The sequence below is a fragment of the Pedobacter sp. FW305-3-2-15-E-R2A2 genome (assembly GCF_038446955.1).
Taxonomy (GTDB): Bacteria; Bacteroidota; Bacteroidia; order Sphingobacteriales; family Sphingobacteriaceae; genus Pedobacter.
Window position 1 is genome coordinate 1,996,747 of sequence record NZ_CP151803.1, and the last position, 16,135, is coordinate 2,012,881.

Here is a 16,135-nt window from a genome sequence, read left to right on the forward strand (position 1 = left end):
AAAGAACATGACGACAAAATTGTTAACCCTGGTTTGCCTGTATTGCTCCGCTTTTACTGCGGTAATTGCGCAGCAAAAACCTTTGAAATTATGGTACGATCAACCCGCTAAAATCTGGGAGGAAACGTTGCCGCTTGGTAATGGCAGACTGGGGATGACCCCGGATGGCGGGATCTTAAAAGAGAAAATCGTACTCAACGACATCACCCTGTGGTCTGGCAGTCCGCAGGATGCCAACAATTATGAAGCTTATAAAAGCCTGCCGGATATCCGGAAGCTCATTTTGGAAGGAAAGAATGTGGAAGCACAGGCCTTGGTGAACAAGAATTTTGTTTGCAAAGGGCCCGGGTCTGCCGGTGTGCAATGGGGTAAATATCAGACCATGGGCGCGGTGGAAATTGATTTTATGTACCCAGGTGCAGGTTCGCGGGCTGGTCAGCCGGAGGTTAAAGATTACAGCAGGGCCTTGTCTTTAGATCAGGCTACGGCTAATTGCAGCTTTACACTTCAGGGAGTAAAGTATAAAAGAGAATATTTTACCAGTTTTGATGATGATGTGAGCATCATCAGGTTAACGGCGGATAAGAAAGGGCAGCTGAACTGCCGTATTTCCATGAACCGGCCGGAAAGATATGCCCTTAAAACGGTAGGTACAGAGCTGCAGATGTTTGGCCAGCTGGACAATGGTACGGATGGCAAAGGGATGCAATACCTGGCCCGACTGAAAACAAAATTAAAAGACGGTTCTGTTAGCACTGAAGGTCATACTTTAGTGATTAAGGACGCTACTGAAGTCCTGATTTATGTTTCTGCCGGTACCGGTTTCAGAGGTTTTGCATTTAAAGAGAAAACAAAACAGTTTTTAGCTGCTGCTTTGAAAAAGCCCTACGAATTACAAAAAAGCAGGCATATTCTTAATTTTAGTAAGTTATTTAAAAGGGTAGATCTGGACCTCGGAGCGGGGCCCTCTTCAGGTCTGACAACAATTAAAAGATTGGAAGGATTTTACGATGACTTTAGTGAGGATCCTGCGCTCGCCTCCCTGTTCTTTCAATATGGGAGATACCTGAGCATCAGCAGTACCAGAGTGGGCTTGTTGCCGCCGAACTTGCAGGGCTTATGGGCGCATGAGATCAATACCGCCTGGAATGGCGATTACCATTTGGATGTCAATGTACAGATGAACCATTGGCCACTGGAAGTGACCAATCTTTCCGAGCTAAATCTGCCACTTGCCGACTTGGTTAAAAGCCTGGTTAAACCGGGAGAAAAAACCGCAAAAGCCTATTACAATGCAAAGGGCTGGATTGCACATGTCATCACCAATGTCTGGGGTTTTACGGAGCCCGGCGAAAATGCTTCATGGGGTGCCTCCAATGCAGGATCAGGCTGGTTGTGTAATAATTTATGGGATCATTACGCCTTTACCAATGACCTTGGCTACCTGAAAAGCATTTATCCGGTATTAAAAGGTTCTGCGGAGTTTTACAAAAGTGTCCTGGTCAAAGATCCGAAAACCGGCTGGCTGGTTACCTCGCCCTCGGTTTCGCCGGAGAATTCCTTTTACCTGCCTGATGGAAAAATAGCCAGTATTTGTATGGGGCCAACGATCGACAATCAGATTGTAAGAGAGTTGTTCGGGAACGTAATTACCGCATCAAAACATTTAAATATCGATGCCGGTTTTAGGAAGGAGCTGGAAGAAAGTTTAAAATCTGTACCTCCGGCAGGAGTCATCAGCAAAGACGGGCGGATTCAGGAATGGCTGGAAGACTATAAAGAAACGGAACCGAAACACAGGCATGTTTCTCATTTGTATGGCTTGTATCCCGCTTCTCTGATTAGCCCTTTGTCCAGTCCGGAGCTTGCACAAGCAGCGAGGAAAACACTGGAGGTAAGAGGAGATGTAGGAACGAGCTGGTCTATTGCCTATAAAATACTGTTTTGGGCAAGGTTACAGGATGGCAACCGGGCCTTCAAGCTGATTAAAGAAATTTTAAGGCCCATCCTCAGTCCGAAGAATAGCGGGGGAGGAGGAGGAGTTTATCCCAATTTATTTTCCGCACATCCACCATTCCAGATTGATGGTAATTTCGGCGCCACAGCGGGCATCGCCGAAATGCTCTTGCAAAGTCATGATGGATTTATCGATTTATTGCCGGCAATGCCAGATGCCTGGAAGAAATACGGTAAGGTGAAAGGGCTTAAAGCAAGAGGCAATTATACGGTTGACATGAGCTGGAAAGACGGAAAAATTACCAGCTACCGCATCGCTTCGGTTAAACCATCGAAAGTAAAGGTAAGGGTGAACGGAATCACCACGGAGATCGTTTCCAGCAAGGAATAGCAATCCAGCTTATGGCCTTCATTTATCCCTGAATGCTTCGGTAAACATCGGCCAATAACTGGATGCCTTCTTTTAGTTCATTTTCAGTTAATGAGCCATAACCCAGGCGCATCCCTTTTCTTGCTTTGTTGTCCTCGTAAAAACCTCCGGGAGGTACGATTTGAACGTTCTTATACTTTAGTTCTTGAATATAGGCCTCAAAATCAATGCCTTCATTGAATTCCAGCCAATAAGCCAGTCCCCCCTCTGGTTTATGGAATTTGATAGCAGCACCAAAATATTGATGAAGATAGTCCGCCATTAAGTCCCGTTTGTGCCGGTAAACCATCGATGCCTTTCTGGAATGCCTGCCGATGATGCCCTCCTCCATCAGTTCGGCAATGGCATGTTCAAGTATGTTATCCCCTTGTCGGTCTACCTGGATGCGTAGGTTGACAAGGGATTGCATAAATGCTTTCGGGCCTGTGATATAACCAACCCTGATTGCCGGTGCCAGGAGTTTACTGAAAGAGCTGATGTAAATCACATTGGCTGCCATATCGCTGCTGGCCAATGCGAGGTTATTTCCTGCCCCGAAGTGATACTCATGGTCGTAATCATCTTCTATTATCGCAAAACCATACGTTATGGAAAGTTCCAGGAGCTTGATTCTCCTGCCGGCTTTCATCGTCACGGTGGTTGGAAACTGATGGTGCGGGGTCACATAAATCGCTTTGACCTGCATTTTTTTGCACATGGATTCCAGCAGCTCCGGATCGAGTCCTTCCTGGTCCAGTTCGATGCTTTTTACATTTGCACCTGCTTCGGCAAAGATTTTTCTGATCGCAGGATAGCCAGGTTGTTCCAAAATAACCACATCGCCTGGGTTGATCAGCACTTTTGCAGCGAGGTATAAAGCCATTTGGCTCCCTCTGGTGATGCAAATGTTGTTTACATCCACCTGAAAACCCCTGTCTCTGGATAACAACAGGACGAGCATCTCTCTGAGCTTTAAATCCCCCCGTTCCGCGCCATAGCCCAGCAGCTGCCATCTTCCCTGGCGTTCCAGGATGCGTCGGTAAGCTCTGGACAATTCTTTCAAAGGGGCCAGGCGGTTGTCGGGAGCACCCTCATTAAAAACAATAAGATTTTCTGATAGCGGGCGATCTGTGAGCGGATCCGGGGCAAATTCCCTGAACTGGAAATTGGCATTTACCTTCCGCTCTTTTTGGAATTTATCTCTCCTTATTTCCGGCAGATTTTCCGATACAAAGGTTCCTGACTTAAACCTGCTTTCTGCCCAGCCATCGGCGATGAGTGATTGGTACGCAAAGATGACCGTCTTACGATTTACGCCAAGATCTTGTGCCAGAGCCCTGCTTCCGGGTAAGGAAGCCCCTTTCTCCAACCTTCCTCTGGTAATTTCCTGCCTGATCACCGAAGCAATTTGCTCCACAAGTGTCTGTTCAGCATTAAAAGAAATATTGAAAATCGTTTTCCATGGTCTTAACATCCGGCCCTATACTTATCTGTGAATCTTGTAATCTTAACGGTCCAAATTTAAATTGTTTTTCTGTGATAAACGATCTGGACCCATCAGATTCTAAAAACTGGAGGAATACAATTCTTCGGTTTTTGGGAAACTTTGCCGCATTATTAATCTTTAAAATTTAAATCTATATGGAAAAAATCGTAAAAGCAGGCATGGAGCATTTGGAGGAGTTTTCAGCACTATTCAATAGTTACAGAATTTTCTATCAACAGGAAAGTGACCTGGAAAAAGCGACTGCTTTTTTGAAGGATCGGATCCGCAATGGGGAGTCGGATACCTTTCTGGCTGTGGTAGATGGTAAAGCGGTTGGGTTTGCACAGCTTTATTCTTTGTTTCATTACAAAACACTACAACGCCAGTGGTTGTTGAGCGACCTGTTTGTCGACCCTGAATACAGGGGCCTTGGCTTGTCAGTAAAAATCATCGACCGGTGTAAGGCTTTTTGTGAGGAGACAGGTGCCTGTGGTCTTTTATTGGAAACGCAAAAGACCAACGATATCGGGAATAAACTTTATCCAAGATGTGGATTTGAAGTAGATGAAGAACACAACTACTACAATTGGTGGAAGAAGGACCTGAGGAAATAAGCGCCTGGCATATTTGCAACAAAGCCCTTAGCAATTTCCTGCTAAGGGCTTTGTTGGGCATTATACCTCCTGTTACAGGAGGAGATTTGCCGGCTTATTTTTGATATTCTGTTTTAGGATACAACAATTTAAAGGCGTTGTACACCGCCTGATGGATGGCTGTAGAATGGATCTCATTCGGCATATAGTCAAAATGAACCTGCTTCAGGTTTTCCTGGTTTTCCTTTAGCACCTCAGCTAAGGCAACCGCATCATTATACATCGTTAAATCCTCCTCTTTATTACAGGCGCCTACATAAACCTGAACTTTATTTTTGCTTCCGGATTTTAGTAATTTTGGTGCTTCTGCCAATAAAGACTCATTTCCCCACCATAGGCTGGGTGTGACAATAATATAAGTACTGAATAAATCTCTGTGTTTCAATAGAATCTCTGTGGCCAACAATCCGGCAAAAGATTCTCCGATCACCGTTTTTTGAGCCGTTGTTTTATACTTTTTGCTAATGTAAGGCTGTAATTCTTTTTCCAGAAAAGCGATGTATTTAGCAGATCCGCCTACTGTGGGGAAGCTTTCTTTCTTAAATCCCATTTTCTCCACGAAATCCAGGTTAGGTACCGCAAAGCTGAAATCACGTTTTCTGTTTGTATTCTCTATCCCTACAACTATAGATCTAGGAAACCTGTTGATCCAGGGCTGGGTGTTAAACCTGACAATTCCTGCAATATGGATGAAATCTTCATTTACACCCCCATCCAGGATATAGATGACCGGGTACTTTGTGGTATCGTTTTGTTTGTAGTCTTCAGGGAGATAAATGCTGATTTTTCTTTCTTCTCCTAATATTTTTGAGGGGATCTTTTGGATCGATCCAATGACCATAGGTGTGCTTTTATCGGTGTCTTTTGCTTTCTTTTGAGCAAAAGAGAAGTTCATAAAAAAGCTGAGAAATAATACTAAGGAGGCTGTTTTCATCGGGTGATTTTTTTTTCTATTCATAAAAAGTAATGCCGTCAAATATAGGGAGCTTTTGCAGGATCAAAAAGCAACAGGATCATACGTCATTAATATTTTACCTGTAAGTATATAGAAGGTATTACTGATTCGATGATAAACAATAGGCAAACAAAAAACTTATTTTGTTGTTGATTTGTTTTAAGGTGTTGATTTTCAACTGTAAGTGTTTGAATTTACATTGGTGTAGATGCTGTTATAGTATCGAATTGAAATTAAAGGTGGGCGGTGTCATGTTTGTTTGAATATTACGAGTTAGGATATATTTTTTGCGAAAGATGCATGATGATTTAAAATTTCTAACCTAAAACCTATAAACATGAATTTAATTGAAATGTTAAAGAATGAGGTAAGCCCAAGTGTGATCTCATCTTTAAGCCAGAAAGCTGGCGTAACTGAAGACCAGGTGCAAACCGGGTTTTCTGCAGGCATCCCCGCCATCCTTGCCGGTATCCTTAAAAATGGTGCCGGAGGGGATTCAGGCTTTCTGGGTAAAATGCTCTCTAATGTGACCAATTCAGGTACGGTAAGTCAGACGGAAGATTTATTGGGTAGTGGCGATGATTCTTTACTAGAGAAAGGAAAGTCAATGTTAGGTGGCTTATTTGGTCAGGACAGCGATGCAGTCAGCAATTCCGTTTCTGCGGCCAGCGGATTGTCTGCGGATAAATCTTCAGGTTTACTGGCCATGATCGCCCCCTTGGTTACCGGCTTCATTGCAAAGATAATGGCCAGTAAAGGATGGAGTATGACCGATTTATTAGGTAAAATTTTTGAAAGTAAAGCGGAGATTAGCGCCGCCCTTCCGCAAGGCCTAGGCGACTCTTTAGGCTTAGCCAACATCAATATGCCAAATGTCGAGATTCCTAAAGAAGTAATACCTGAAGTAGAAGTTCCCAGGGTAGAGATCCCCAAAGTGGAAGTGCCAAAAGTAGAAGTTCCGAAAGTTGCCCCGATAAATTATGGACCATCCGACGATACCAAATCGGGAGGCGGTTTTCTAAAATGGCTGATTCCTTTGTTGATTATCCTTGTAGGCGCCTGGTGGATCATGGGCCGGTCGGGCTGTAACAAATCATCAATGAGCAATGCTACAGACTCTTTATCGGCGAAAGTAGATTCCATGGGAAGTCGCATCGATTCTGCTGGAACTGCGATTAAAACAGGAGCAGGGACCGTGGCAAGCGCTGTTGCCGGTAAATTAAATGAAGCCGGAGATTTTGTAAGGGACCTGGGTGCTAAAATCACTAAAAAACTAGCAGACGGCACTGAAATCAGTATTGGAGAGAATTCTGTAGAAAACAGGTTGATCTCCTTTATTGAAGACAAGGATAAAGCCGTTGATAAAACCACCTGGTTTACTTTTGACAGGTTATATTTTGAAACAGGAAAGAGTACACTAAAGGCAGAATCACAAGAGCAGTTAAAAAACATCACTGCCATTTTAAAAGCCTATCCAAACGTAAGGCTCAAAATGGGTGGTTATACTGATAACACCGGTGTTGCTGCGGTGAACAAGAAAATATCAAACGAAAGGGCAAATGCAGCAGTGCAGGAACTGGTGAAACTGGGCGTCGATGCGACGCGTCTGGAGGCGGAAGGTTATGGTCCTGAGCATCCCATTGCCAGCAATGATACGCCTGAAGGAAGGGCACAAAACCGTCGTATTGACATTCGCGTAATTCAAAAATAATCATTAACAACGAACACAATGCCCGGCCGGAAACAGGCCGGGCATTTATAAAAAGACAGGACACTTATGGCATGGAATCCGGATATCTATAACACTTTTAAAGAGCAACGCTACCAACCTTTTTACGATTTACTGTCCTTAATAAAAGTGAAGCCGGATTTGAAAGTGATAGATCTCGGTTGCGGAACCGGAGAACTGACGCGTAAGCTGAGCGATTACTTACCTGGCGCCGCGGTCCTGGGCATTGATGCTTCGGCAGAGATGTTGAGAGATGCCAGTACGTTTAGCCGGAAGAACCTGAGTTTTGAGCAGTCTGAGATTGAGGCACATCTTCAAAACGGAGAAAAATACGACCTGATTTTTTCAAATGCCGCACTGCAATGGATCGACGGACATCCCCAATTGCTTCCTAAAATTATTTCTTCCCTCAAAAAAGGCGGACAACTCGCCGTTCAGGTCCCCTCAAATCATGAGCATTTTACCCATCGCACGCTAAGAGATATCGCCGCGAAAGAACCCTTTAAAAGCACGTTCAATGGTTGGCAAAGGGGAGTATCCGTACTTTCCATCGAAAGCTATTCCAGGATTTTGTTCGACAATGCTGCGCGGGAAATCACCGTTTATGAAAAGATTTATCCGCATGTGCTGAAAGATGCCATGGCCATCTACGACTGGACCTCGGGTACGGCAATGATCCCTTATGTGGAAAGACTGGAGGGCGACTTAAAAGAAGATTTTATCAAAGAATATCAAAAGAGACTGCTAAAAGAATATCCCCAACAACCTGTTTTCTATCCGTTTAAACGAATCATTATGTCGGGAATATTCTAATGCCGGATCAGCTGATCTTTTCTGTATGATAAATTTGTACCGTGCCCTCAATAATGTCTGCTGAATCTGCTATAAAACGGGCAATATGAGGTTGGGCATTGTGAAGGTCCCATCCTGCATGGCTTTCCCAGATTTCATGGAAAATAAAAACATTTCTATTTCCATGATCCTGATGAAGGTCATATTGCAGGCAGGCATTTTCCTTCCTGGATTCCACAACAAGTTGTTGCAGCAAAGGTTTCATCGCATCAGATGCGCCTTCTTTACTTTTTACAATAGCGGTTAAGTATATATTCATTTCTTGATGTTTTAATGTCGGGGCAAAGGTAAGGCAGTTTTTCTATTCCTCTCATCAGATGAATCATGCCCTTGTATTATAATTCTGATGTTCGTTCAAATGAAACTCCTGCCTTTTTCAGATTTAATAAAGAAAGTGATAATTATTTAAATTATAATAAGAAAATATATTGCAAATGTAATGATGTTTTTTGTAGATTAGTTTAATCCAATTGTTCCTAATGTTTGTAAAGTAAATTTATTCAGGTGTAAAAATTCCTTTTTGTAAATCAACTGTTCTCTATATGATAAACCTATTGCAATCCAGGCTGGAAAATTCTGAAGCCGTTGTTATCTCTCTTATAAAAGAGCTTAATGTTAATGTAAGCAAGTTTACGGCCATCAATAATTTGAATGAGCATCCGGAATACCCGAGTTTACTGGCCATCAGCGATTCCTTGAATGGCTGGAGAATTCCTCATGAAACGTATAGAATAGATAAAGCCGATTATAATGCGGCAGACCTTTCTTTTCCTTTAATTGCGCATTTCAAAGATAGTGGCGGAAGGTTTTTGCTGATCCATGGGATTGCAAACGGGAAAGTAACCTATACCAACGAAAGGGAGAAAAAGGCCGTGATGGAAGAGGCTGAGTTCCTCAGGAACTGGGATGGGATTATATTGTACGCCCAAAAAGAAACAGATAGCGGTGAAGAAAACTATAACATGGAGTTGCTTAAAGGCTGGTTTGATCAGGCCCGTGCTCCTTTTTTAATCCTGCTGTTGCTGACTTGTATTGCAGCCTCCATCAATTACTCAGGAATAAGTGTTGCTTATGCGGGTTTACTGGCTGTAAAACTGGTTGGCCTGGTGGTCAGCGTGTTGTTATTGATGCACAGTATAGATGGCAATAATCCTTTTATACAGAATTTATGTAGTCTTGGAAAGGAAAACAACTGTAACGCGATCTTGAAGTCGGACGCCGCTAAAGTGACCAGCTGGCTGAGCTGGAGTGAGGTGGGCATGTTCTATTTTGCAGGCTCCTTTCTTTGCCTGTTATTATATCCTCAGTCCATCAGTTTACTGGCCTGGTTGTGTGTCGCCTCCTTACCTTATACCTTTTACTCCATCGGATACCAGATGAAGATTAAAAACTGGTGTGTACTTTGTTGCACGATACAAGGCGTACTCTGGCTGGAGGCCTTTGCTTTCCTGATGAATTCCTCTTTTACTTTTAACATTCCTTTTTCCGTACTTCCGGCTGTTGCCATTTGTTTTCTGCTTCCAATCGCCATCTGGGCATTCATTAAACCTTTCCTTACTAAAGCCGGACAAACCAAACATCTGAAACAACAACTTAAGGGATTTAAATACAATAGTGATTTGTTCAATAAATTGCTCACCGGACAACCGCGTTATGCAGTGCCCGAAGACCTGAAAGCCATTAGACTAGGCAACCCAAATGCAGAAACGATCATCACTATGGTCACCAACCCATTCTGCGGTCCATGTGCTGCTACCCATAAAATGCTGGATGAATGGTTGCTGACCAGAGAAGACCTGCAGTTGAAGATCCTGTTTACCACTGCAAATAAGGAGGAAGATGCCCGCACAAAAGTAGCCAGACATGTAACCGCATTAAGCCTTTCGAAAGATGGAAAATATGTAGGTGAAGCACTAAACGGATGGTACAAACAAAGCAGCAAAGATTACGATACCTGGGCCAGTCAATATCCGGTAAGCATCAATGAGGAAATGAATACGGTAACGGAGAAGCAAAAGGCCTGGTGTGAAATGGCTGAAATTACTTTTACACCGACCATTCTAGTCAATGGATATAAGCTAATGGATCCCTACAGACTGGAAGATATCCAGTTCATGGATATTTAGGGATTTCGGTATAACATTAAGCTATTTTGGCATATTGACGGAATTTTAAGTAAATCTGATTAGATTTAACTAAAGGATTTAATCTTATGAAACAGATTTACGCTTGTTTTGTCTTTTTGCTATGCAGCATCGCTGTGGTTGCACAGGTGAAAAATCCGGAAATCAATTGGGCGGATTACATGAAGCGCCAAACCATGCGTTGGGATTCCATCAGCACAAGCTATTATACAGGAATCTTATTGGGGAATGGCTTGCTGGGGACCAATATCTACAAAGAAGATGAGTATACCATCCGGTTTGATGTCGGAAGAACCGATGTAACTGATCAACGGCAACATCAGGGGACAGCACTCTCGGAAGCGCTGATCTCCAGGCCAAGGTTGCCTATAGGAAGGATGACATTAAAGACCATTGGCAAAATCACCGGAGCTAAGATGAGTCTGGACCTCTATAACGCCAAAGCCGGGGGGACGATCTATACCAGCAAAGGGACCCTGGAATTCAGCGCCTTTGTTCCCGCAAATACGAATGTCATCTATATCCGGGCAAAAGGTACGCAGCAGGAAAAAAATATCAACTGGCAGTTCGTGGCGGAAAGCAGTAAAAGTCCGCGCATGAACCAGAACAATACCGGGAATCCGGAAGTATATCCGGAAAACCCAGCCTTCTCCCTTAAAAAATCAGGAATATTTTCCATTTGTCATCAGTTGCTGTTAAATGGTGGTGGATATGCCACAGCCTGGACGGCTAAAAAAGGGCTAAACGAAAGCACCATGCTGATTTCTGTCGGATATGATGCAGAAGGGCAGCTGGATGAAATAAAGGAGGCAACCACTGCGATCAACAGCTTCCTGGTTACAAAAATGCCGGTTGTTTTTGCGGCCCATCAAAAATGGTGGCATCAGTTTTACCAGCAAAGTTTCCTTTCTCTTCCGGATCAGCGGATGGAAAGTTTTTACTGGATTCAGTTGTATAAGCTCGCTGCTGCAACGAGGGCCAATAAGCCGATGGTCGACCTGATGGGGCCATGGTTTACCAGTAAAACGCCATGGCCGGGCATTTGGTGGAACCTCAATACACAATTAACCTATTCCCCGATTTTCGCTTCCAATCATTTGGAACTGGGAAAATCGCTGTTTAATACCCTGAATAAAAACTTAGCAAACCTGATCAGTAATGTTCCTGAAGAATGGCGGAAAGATGCGGCGGCTATTGGACGGACCACCGGATATGACCTGGTTTCTCCCTTGCTCGAGGCAAATAAAGAGCATGGACAATTCGAACTCGGGAACCTCACCTGGGTGATGTTTTACTACTATCAATATTATTCCTATACCAAAGACCGGGAAGAACTGACCAAATACATTTACCCTTTGTTAAAAAGGTCTGTAAACCATCTTTTGTATCATTTGAAAAAAGATGAGGCAGGCGTTTTTCATTTACCTTCTTCTTTTTCTCCGGAGTACAAATATGCCGAGGATGCCAATTATGCCTTATCCAGCCTGCGCTGGGGATTACAAACGCTGATTGCACTGGATAAAAAAGAAGAACTGAAAGATGCAGACCGTGGAAAATGGGAATCGATATTAGCACATCTGGTTCCTTATCCGGTAGACGATACCGGTCTGATGATTGGTAAGGACGTACCGCTGACCAGTTCACACCGTCATTATTCTCACCTGCTGATGATTTATCCTTATCGCCTGATCAATACCGATCAGCCGGAGCACAGGGAACTCATCGAGAAATCTCTGAACCACTGGATTTCACTCAAAGGGGCTTTGCAGGGTTACACCTTTACCGGTGCAGCTTCGATCAATGCGATGATGGGAAAAGGAAATCAGTCCTATGATTTGTTAAATCAACTTTTTGATCAGTTCATCAAGCCCAATACCCTTTATCAGGAGTCCGGTCCGGTAATCGAAACCCCACTTTCGGCGGCTACTTCTATTCAGGAAATGCTGATCCAAAGCTGGGCTGGAAAAATAAGGGTTTTCCCTGCAGTTCCCGATCAATGGAAAAATGTATCCTTTGATAAGTTCCGTGCAGAAGGCGGCTTTCTGGTTTCTGCGAACAGGGAAGATGGAGCCACTTCATTCATCAGGATCTTTAGCACCAAAGGAGATACCTGTCAGGTACAGACGGATATGAAAGTGAGCATGGTGAGTTCTGATAAAAGGAAAGAACTGGCCTTCACGGTATTTGAACATGAAGGGAAAATGAACCTTAGTTTTTCTACCATTCCCGGCGAAACGATCTTACTTTCTGAGGGATATGATACGAGCAAATTTAACATCCTGCCTGTAAAGCCGATGATCAGAACAAATTGGAGCTGGGGCCTGAAAACCAAGCCCTTCGCCGGTTCAAATTAAGGGTCAGGTGATCAGCTCCGGTCAGTCTGCAGGTAAATATTGTGTCCTTTCAACATTGTATTAAGTGATTTTGGCATAACAGAAATTATCTCAGCTAAACCAATTAGATTTAGTTGAAGAGGCTGCTATTTATAGATGCTCCGGGCGCTTCTGATCTCCTGATGCACACACAAAGAACCAAATATGATAAAAACCACCGCTACAGACCGAAGGGACTTTCTCAAAAAAGCAGGTTTGCTGACCGCAGGCTTTGCCCTTTTGCAATTCCCCGTCTGGGCAAAAAGTATTTTTGCCCTCGACTATCCTAAACACAATATTCCAGAAGAAAAGAACATCGATCCGCAATGGTTGAAATCACTTTTTAACCGTGGGCAGGCTACTGCCTATCTTAAAACTAAGAATGAATTGAAATATATCGGAATGCCTGTCGGAGGTTTACATGCAGGAACGGTATATGTTGGTGGAGATGGAAGACTTTGGCTTTGGCAGATTTACAATGAAACCTTTGAGGGGAATCAGGAAGGAATTGATCCTAAAGTCCTGAACTGGAATGATGGAACTTCGGTAAGACAGATTCGTGTGAGGGATGGTGCCGCTTATGTAGAACCAGCCATTGCAGGCAATAAACGGGTGTTAGAGCAGGGCTTTGCCGTTAAATTGGTCATCAATGGGAAAACCATTGTAAAAGAACTCAATGAAGATCATTGGGATGAGGTGACTTTTACACCTGCCTATCCGATGGCGACGATCAGCTATAGCAGCAAGGATTTTCCGCTGGCTGTTCAATTGAAAGTCTATGCCCCTTTTATTCCCCTGGATGCTGCAGATTCGGCACTGCCGGCAACAGTATTGAGGTTGGAAGTTAAAAATACCACCAACAGCCCTGCAGAAGTTTCCCTGATTGGCTGGATGGAAAATGGAGTCAATAAATTAAGCGCTAAAGACGGTTCCGGGAAACGCAAAAATGAAGTGATTTCTACGACAAACGCTACCCATATCTATTCCACTTTTGGGGGATCGGAAGAGCTCGCTAAAGCAATAGACCATGGTACGATGTGTTTCAGCTTTCATGGCAGCAATGCGAAGGGCTATGCGGCTTTTCAACCCTGGCCGGTAAAGGCGCAGAGTTTTAGCGGGACTCCATTGGAATCGGCTACGGCATTGGCCCCCGAAAAGCTGGTTGCCGCGATTGGCACTCATAAAAATCTCGCTCCGGGAAAATCTGTGACTGCCGATTATTCTGTCAGCTGGCATTTCAATAATGCCAATCCCAAACTGAAAAATCTGGTGAAGAATGCCGAAGCAGGTTATCAATATGGCCAAAGGTTTAAAGATGCGAAAGCAGTAAGTACTTATCTGAACGATCATTTTGATAAATTAACGAACACAACTGAGCGCTGGGTAAAAACCTGGAACGACACGACTTTACCGCATTGGTTTATGGAGCGGACGTTTTTAAACATTGGAACCCTGGCCACCGCCAACACTTATCGGTTTGCAGATGGAAGATTCTGGAGCTGGGAAGGAGTGGGGGCCTGTGCCGGAACCTGTACCCATGTCTGGCAATATGCACATGCCGTTGCCCGGATCTTTCCCGAATTAGAAAGAGACTTGCGCCAACGTGTAGATCTTGGCCTTGGATTTAAAGAAGAAAGCGGGGCGATCATGTTCCGTGGCGAAAATGAAACCCATCCCGCAATCGACGGACAGGCAGGAACGGTATTGCGCTTTTACAGGGAGCATCAAATGAATGCCGACGACTCCTTTTTGCGTACCAACTGGCCAAAGATCAAAAAAGCAGTAGAGTTTATGCTGGCCCAGGATAAAAACGGAGATGGAATGACAGATACGCCGATGGAAAATACACTGGATGCGGTTTGGGAAGGAGAAATCGCCTGGATTGTGGGTCTCTGTATTGCAGCAGCAAAAGCGGCGCAGCTCATGGCAGAAGAAATGGACGATAAGACTTTTGCTAAAATATGTGAAACGTATGTCGACAATGGCCGTAAGAATATGGAAAAGGAACTTTTTAACGGAGAGTACTTTATTCATCGTCCTGATCCGGTACAGGGCCGGAAGAAATTAGGTTCTTACAATACTTGTCATATTGATCAGGTATACGGACAAAGCTGGGCTTTTCAGGTGGGCTTGCCCCGGGTCCTTGCTAAAGATAAAGCGCTGGCAGCATTGAAAGCATTATGGAAATACAATTTCACGATGGATGTTGGACCTTACATTAAAACCCATATTGGTGGCCGTCCTTATGCCCTTGAAGGTGAGGGTGGGATGGTGATGAATACCAATCCTCACAATGAATCGCAACCTTTTGGTGAAAATGTAACCTGGCAACTGGGGTATTTCCATGAATGTATGAGCGGATTTGAGCACCAGGTGGCTGCACACATGATGGCAGAAGGCATGATTGGGGAAAGCCTCGTGTTGACCCGTGTGATTCAGGATCGTTACCATGCTTCAAAAAGAAATCCGTTTAATGAAATAGAATGTAGTGACCATTATGCCAGGGCAATGGCGAGTTACGGAACTTTTATCACGGCTTGTGGTTTTACCTGTCATGGCCCGAAAGGAGAACTGGGCTTTGCACCGAAATGGAACAAAGAGGACTTTAAAGCACCATTTACTACGGCCAAAGCATGGGGTACGTATGCGCAAAAGAAAACCGGAATGAAGCAGTCGCACAGCATAAAACTTAGTTATGGTGAGTTATCCCTGCAAAAGCTGATACTGGAAAAGATCGGAAGCGGAGCGTTGAAGTCGGTAACGGCGACAGTTGGTCAATTGAAGGTGCCATTGCGCTTTAAACAACAAGGAGAAGCATTAGAGCTTGTTTTTGATAGCCGGTTGCTGATCAGAGAAAACCAAAGTTTAACCGTCGTTTTTTCTTAATGCAGTGAACTGCTAAAAAAAATATCCTTATGAAAATATGCTCAACAACTTCAAAAACACTGCTGCTCTCGATAGGGATCAGCAGTGTTTTCCTGATTGCCGGATGTAATTTCGCAGCAAATCAGAAAACAACGGTTACTTCCCTAAAGAAAGAAAGCAACTGGAAACAACAGTTTGATGAAAAACTTCCCCTCCTTGGGCATCGGAACTGGATTCTTATCGTAGATAAAGCCTTTCCGGAACAAAATGCGCCGGGTATGGAATACATCTATGCCAATGAAGACCTTTTGCCGGTGTTAAAGCTCGTTTTAGGTCAGGTCAATCAGTCTACACATGTGAAGCCGATCATTTACCGGGATAAAGAACTGGGCTTTATTAAAGAAGAACAGGCAAAAGGAGTGACTCAATTTATTCAGGATTCCAAAGCCATGTTTGGCACACAAAACGTTCAGACCTTGCTTCACGACGAGGTGTTTAAGAAACTGGATGCGGAATCAAAATTGTTTAAGGTATTGGTGATCAAAACCAATGAAACCATTCCCTATACCTCGGTATTTCTACAGCTGGATTGTGGATATTGGAATGCAGCTAAAGAATCAGAATTGAGAACGGCCATGGGGAAATAAAGGAGTTAAAGCCAAAATCCCTTAATAATTTGACAGAAAGGTAAAATTTCTGGTGGCGAATTGTACC

11 protein-coding genes are annotated in these 16,135 nt (G+C 43.8%); 8 read left to right on the forward strand and 3 right to left on the reverse strand.

Features of this window, described 5'->3' with window-relative positions; genetic code table 11:
• The first annotated feature begins 7 nt into the window (after positions 1-7).
• Complete coding sequence (locus tag AAFF35_RS08360; protein ID WP_342331977.1) at positions 8-2,347, forward strand: glycoside hydrolase family 95 protein; 2,340 nt, start codon at positions 8-10, stop codon at positions 2,345-2,347.
• A gap of 22 nt (positions 2,348-2,369) precedes the next feature.
• Here the strand turns inward: AAFF35_RS08360 and AAFF35_RS08365 are convergent, their stop codons facing one another.
• On the reverse strand, positions 2,370-3,839 hold the full coding sequence (locus AAFF35_RS08365) for a PLP-dependent aminotransferase family protein (RefSeq protein ID WP_342331978.1): 1,470 nt from the start codon (positions 3,837-3,839) through the stop codon (positions 2,370-2,372).
• A gap of 167 nt (positions 3,840-4,006) precedes the next feature.
• On the opposite strand from AAFF35_RS08365, the gene AAFF35_RS08370 reads away from it, so the two are divergent.
• Positions 4,007-4,465, forward strand: a complete 459-nt coding sequence (locus tag AAFF35_RS08370; protein WP_342331979.1) for a GNAT family N-acetyltransferase — start codon at positions 4,007-4,009, stop codon at positions 4,463-4,465.
• Positions 4,466-4,559: 94 nt separating this feature from the next.
• Here AAFF35_RS08370 and AAFF35_RS08375 read toward each other — a convergent pair whose 3' ends face one another.
• Positions 4,560-5,438 (reverse strand): alpha/beta hydrolase-fold protein, encoded by an 879-nt coding sequence (locus AAFF35_RS08375; protein ID WP_342331980.1) that lies wholly within the window; start codon positions 5,436-5,438, stop codon positions 4,560-4,562.
• 358 nt (positions 5,439-5,796) lie between these two features.
• Here AAFF35_RS08375 and AAFF35_RS08380 point away from each other — a divergent pair, with 358 nt between their 5' ends.
• Positions 5,797-7,170 (forward strand): OmpA family protein, encoded by a 1,374-nt coding sequence (locus AAFF35_RS08380; protein WP_342331981.1) that lies wholly within the window; start codon positions 5,797-5,799, stop codon positions 7,168-7,170.
• A 66-nt stretch (positions 7,171-7,236) separates the two neighbouring features.
• Complete coding sequence (locus AAFF35_RS08385; protein WP_342331982.1) at positions 7,237-8,001, forward strand: methyltransferase domain-containing protein; 765 nt, start codon at positions 7,237-7,239, stop codon at positions 7,999-8,001.
• A gap of 7 nt (positions 8,002-8,008) precedes the next feature.
• On the opposite strand, the gene AAFF35_RS08390 is transcribed toward AAFF35_RS08385, so the two are convergent.
• Entirely contained in the window at positions 8,009-8,299 is a 291-nt protein-coding gene (locus tag AAFF35_RS08390; protein WP_342331983.1) for a putative quinol monooxygenase, read from the reverse strand.
• A gap of 283 nt (positions 8,300-8,582) precedes the next feature.
• On the opposite strand from AAFF35_RS08390, the gene AAFF35_RS08395 reads away from it, so the two are divergent.
• The 4 genes from AAFF35_RS08395 to AAFF35_RS08410 all read left to right on the forward strand — a co-directional run bounded on the left by AAFF35_RS08395 (position 8,583) and on the right by AAFF35_RS08410 (position 16,068).
• Positions 8,583-10,166 carry a thioredoxin domain-containing protein gene (locus AAFF35_RS08395; protein ID WP_342331984.1) on the forward strand — a complete coding sequence of 528 codons (1,584 nt, stop codon included), beginning with the start codon at positions 8,583-8,585 and terminating at the stop codon, positions 10,164-10,166.
• An 86-nt stretch (positions 10,167-10,252) separates the two neighbouring features.
• Positions 10,253-12,538, forward strand: a complete 2,286-nt coding sequence (locus AAFF35_RS08400) for a glycoside hydrolase family 95-like protein (protein ID WP_342331985.1) — start codon at positions 10,253-10,255, stop codon at positions 12,536-12,538.
• Positions 12,539-12,721: 183 nt separating this feature from the next.
• Positions 12,722-15,442 (forward strand): GH116 family glycosyl hydrolase, encoded by a 2,721-nt coding sequence (locus AAFF35_RS08405; RefSeq protein WP_342331986.1) that lies wholly within the window; start codon positions 12,722-12,724, stop codon positions 15,440-15,442.
• 29 nt (positions 15,443-15,471) lie between these two features.
• Complete coding sequence (locus AAFF35_RS08410; protein WP_342331987.1) at positions 15,472-16,068, forward strand: RbsD/FucU domain-containing protein; 597 nt, start codon at positions 15,472-15,474, stop codon at positions 16,066-16,068.
• Positions 16,069-16,135 lie beyond the last annotated feature (67 nt).

Coding starts and splice junctions, on each gene's coding strand:
- AAFF35_RS08360 (WP_342331977.1), top strand. CDS start 8: ATGACGACAAAATTGTTAACCCTGGTTTGCCTGTATTGCTCCGCTTTT.
- AAFF35_RS08365 (WP_342331978.1), bottom strand. CDS start 3,839: ATGTTAAGACCATGGAAAACGATTTTCAATATTTCTTTTAATGCTGAA.
- AAFF35_RS08370 (WP_342331979.1), top strand. CDS start 4,007: ATGGAAAAAATCGTAAAAGCAGGCATGGAGCATTTGGAGGAGTTTTCA.
- AAFF35_RS08375 (WP_342331980.1), bottom strand. CDS start 5,438: ATGAAAACAGCCTCCTTAGTATTATTTCTCAGCTTTTTTATGAACTTC.
- AAFF35_RS08380 (WP_342331981.1), top strand. CDS start 5,797: ATGAATTTAATTGAAATGTTAAAGAATGAGGTAAGCCCAAGTGTGATC.
- AAFF35_RS08385 (WP_342331982.1), top strand. CDS start 7,237: ATGGCATGGAATCCGGATATCTATAACACTTTTAAAGAGCAACGCTAC.
- AAFF35_RS08390 (WP_342331983.1), bottom strand. CDS start 8,299: ATGAATATATACTTAACCGCTATTGTAAAAAGTAAAGAAGGCGCATCT.
- AAFF35_RS08395 (WP_342331984.1), top strand. CDS start 8,583: ATGATAAACCTATTGCAATCCAGGCTGGAAAATTCTGAAGCCGTTGTT.
- AAFF35_RS08400 (WP_342331985.1), top strand. CDS start 10,253: ATGAAACAGATTTACGCTTGTTTTGTCTTTTTGCTATGCAGCATCGCT.
- AAFF35_RS08405 (WP_342331986.1), top strand. CDS start 12,722: ATGATAAAAACCACCGCTACAGACCGAAGGGACTTTCTCAAAAAAGCA.
- AAFF35_RS08410 (WP_342331987.1), top strand. CDS start 15,472: ATGAAAATATGCTCAACAACTTCAAAAACACTGCTGCTCTCGATAGGG.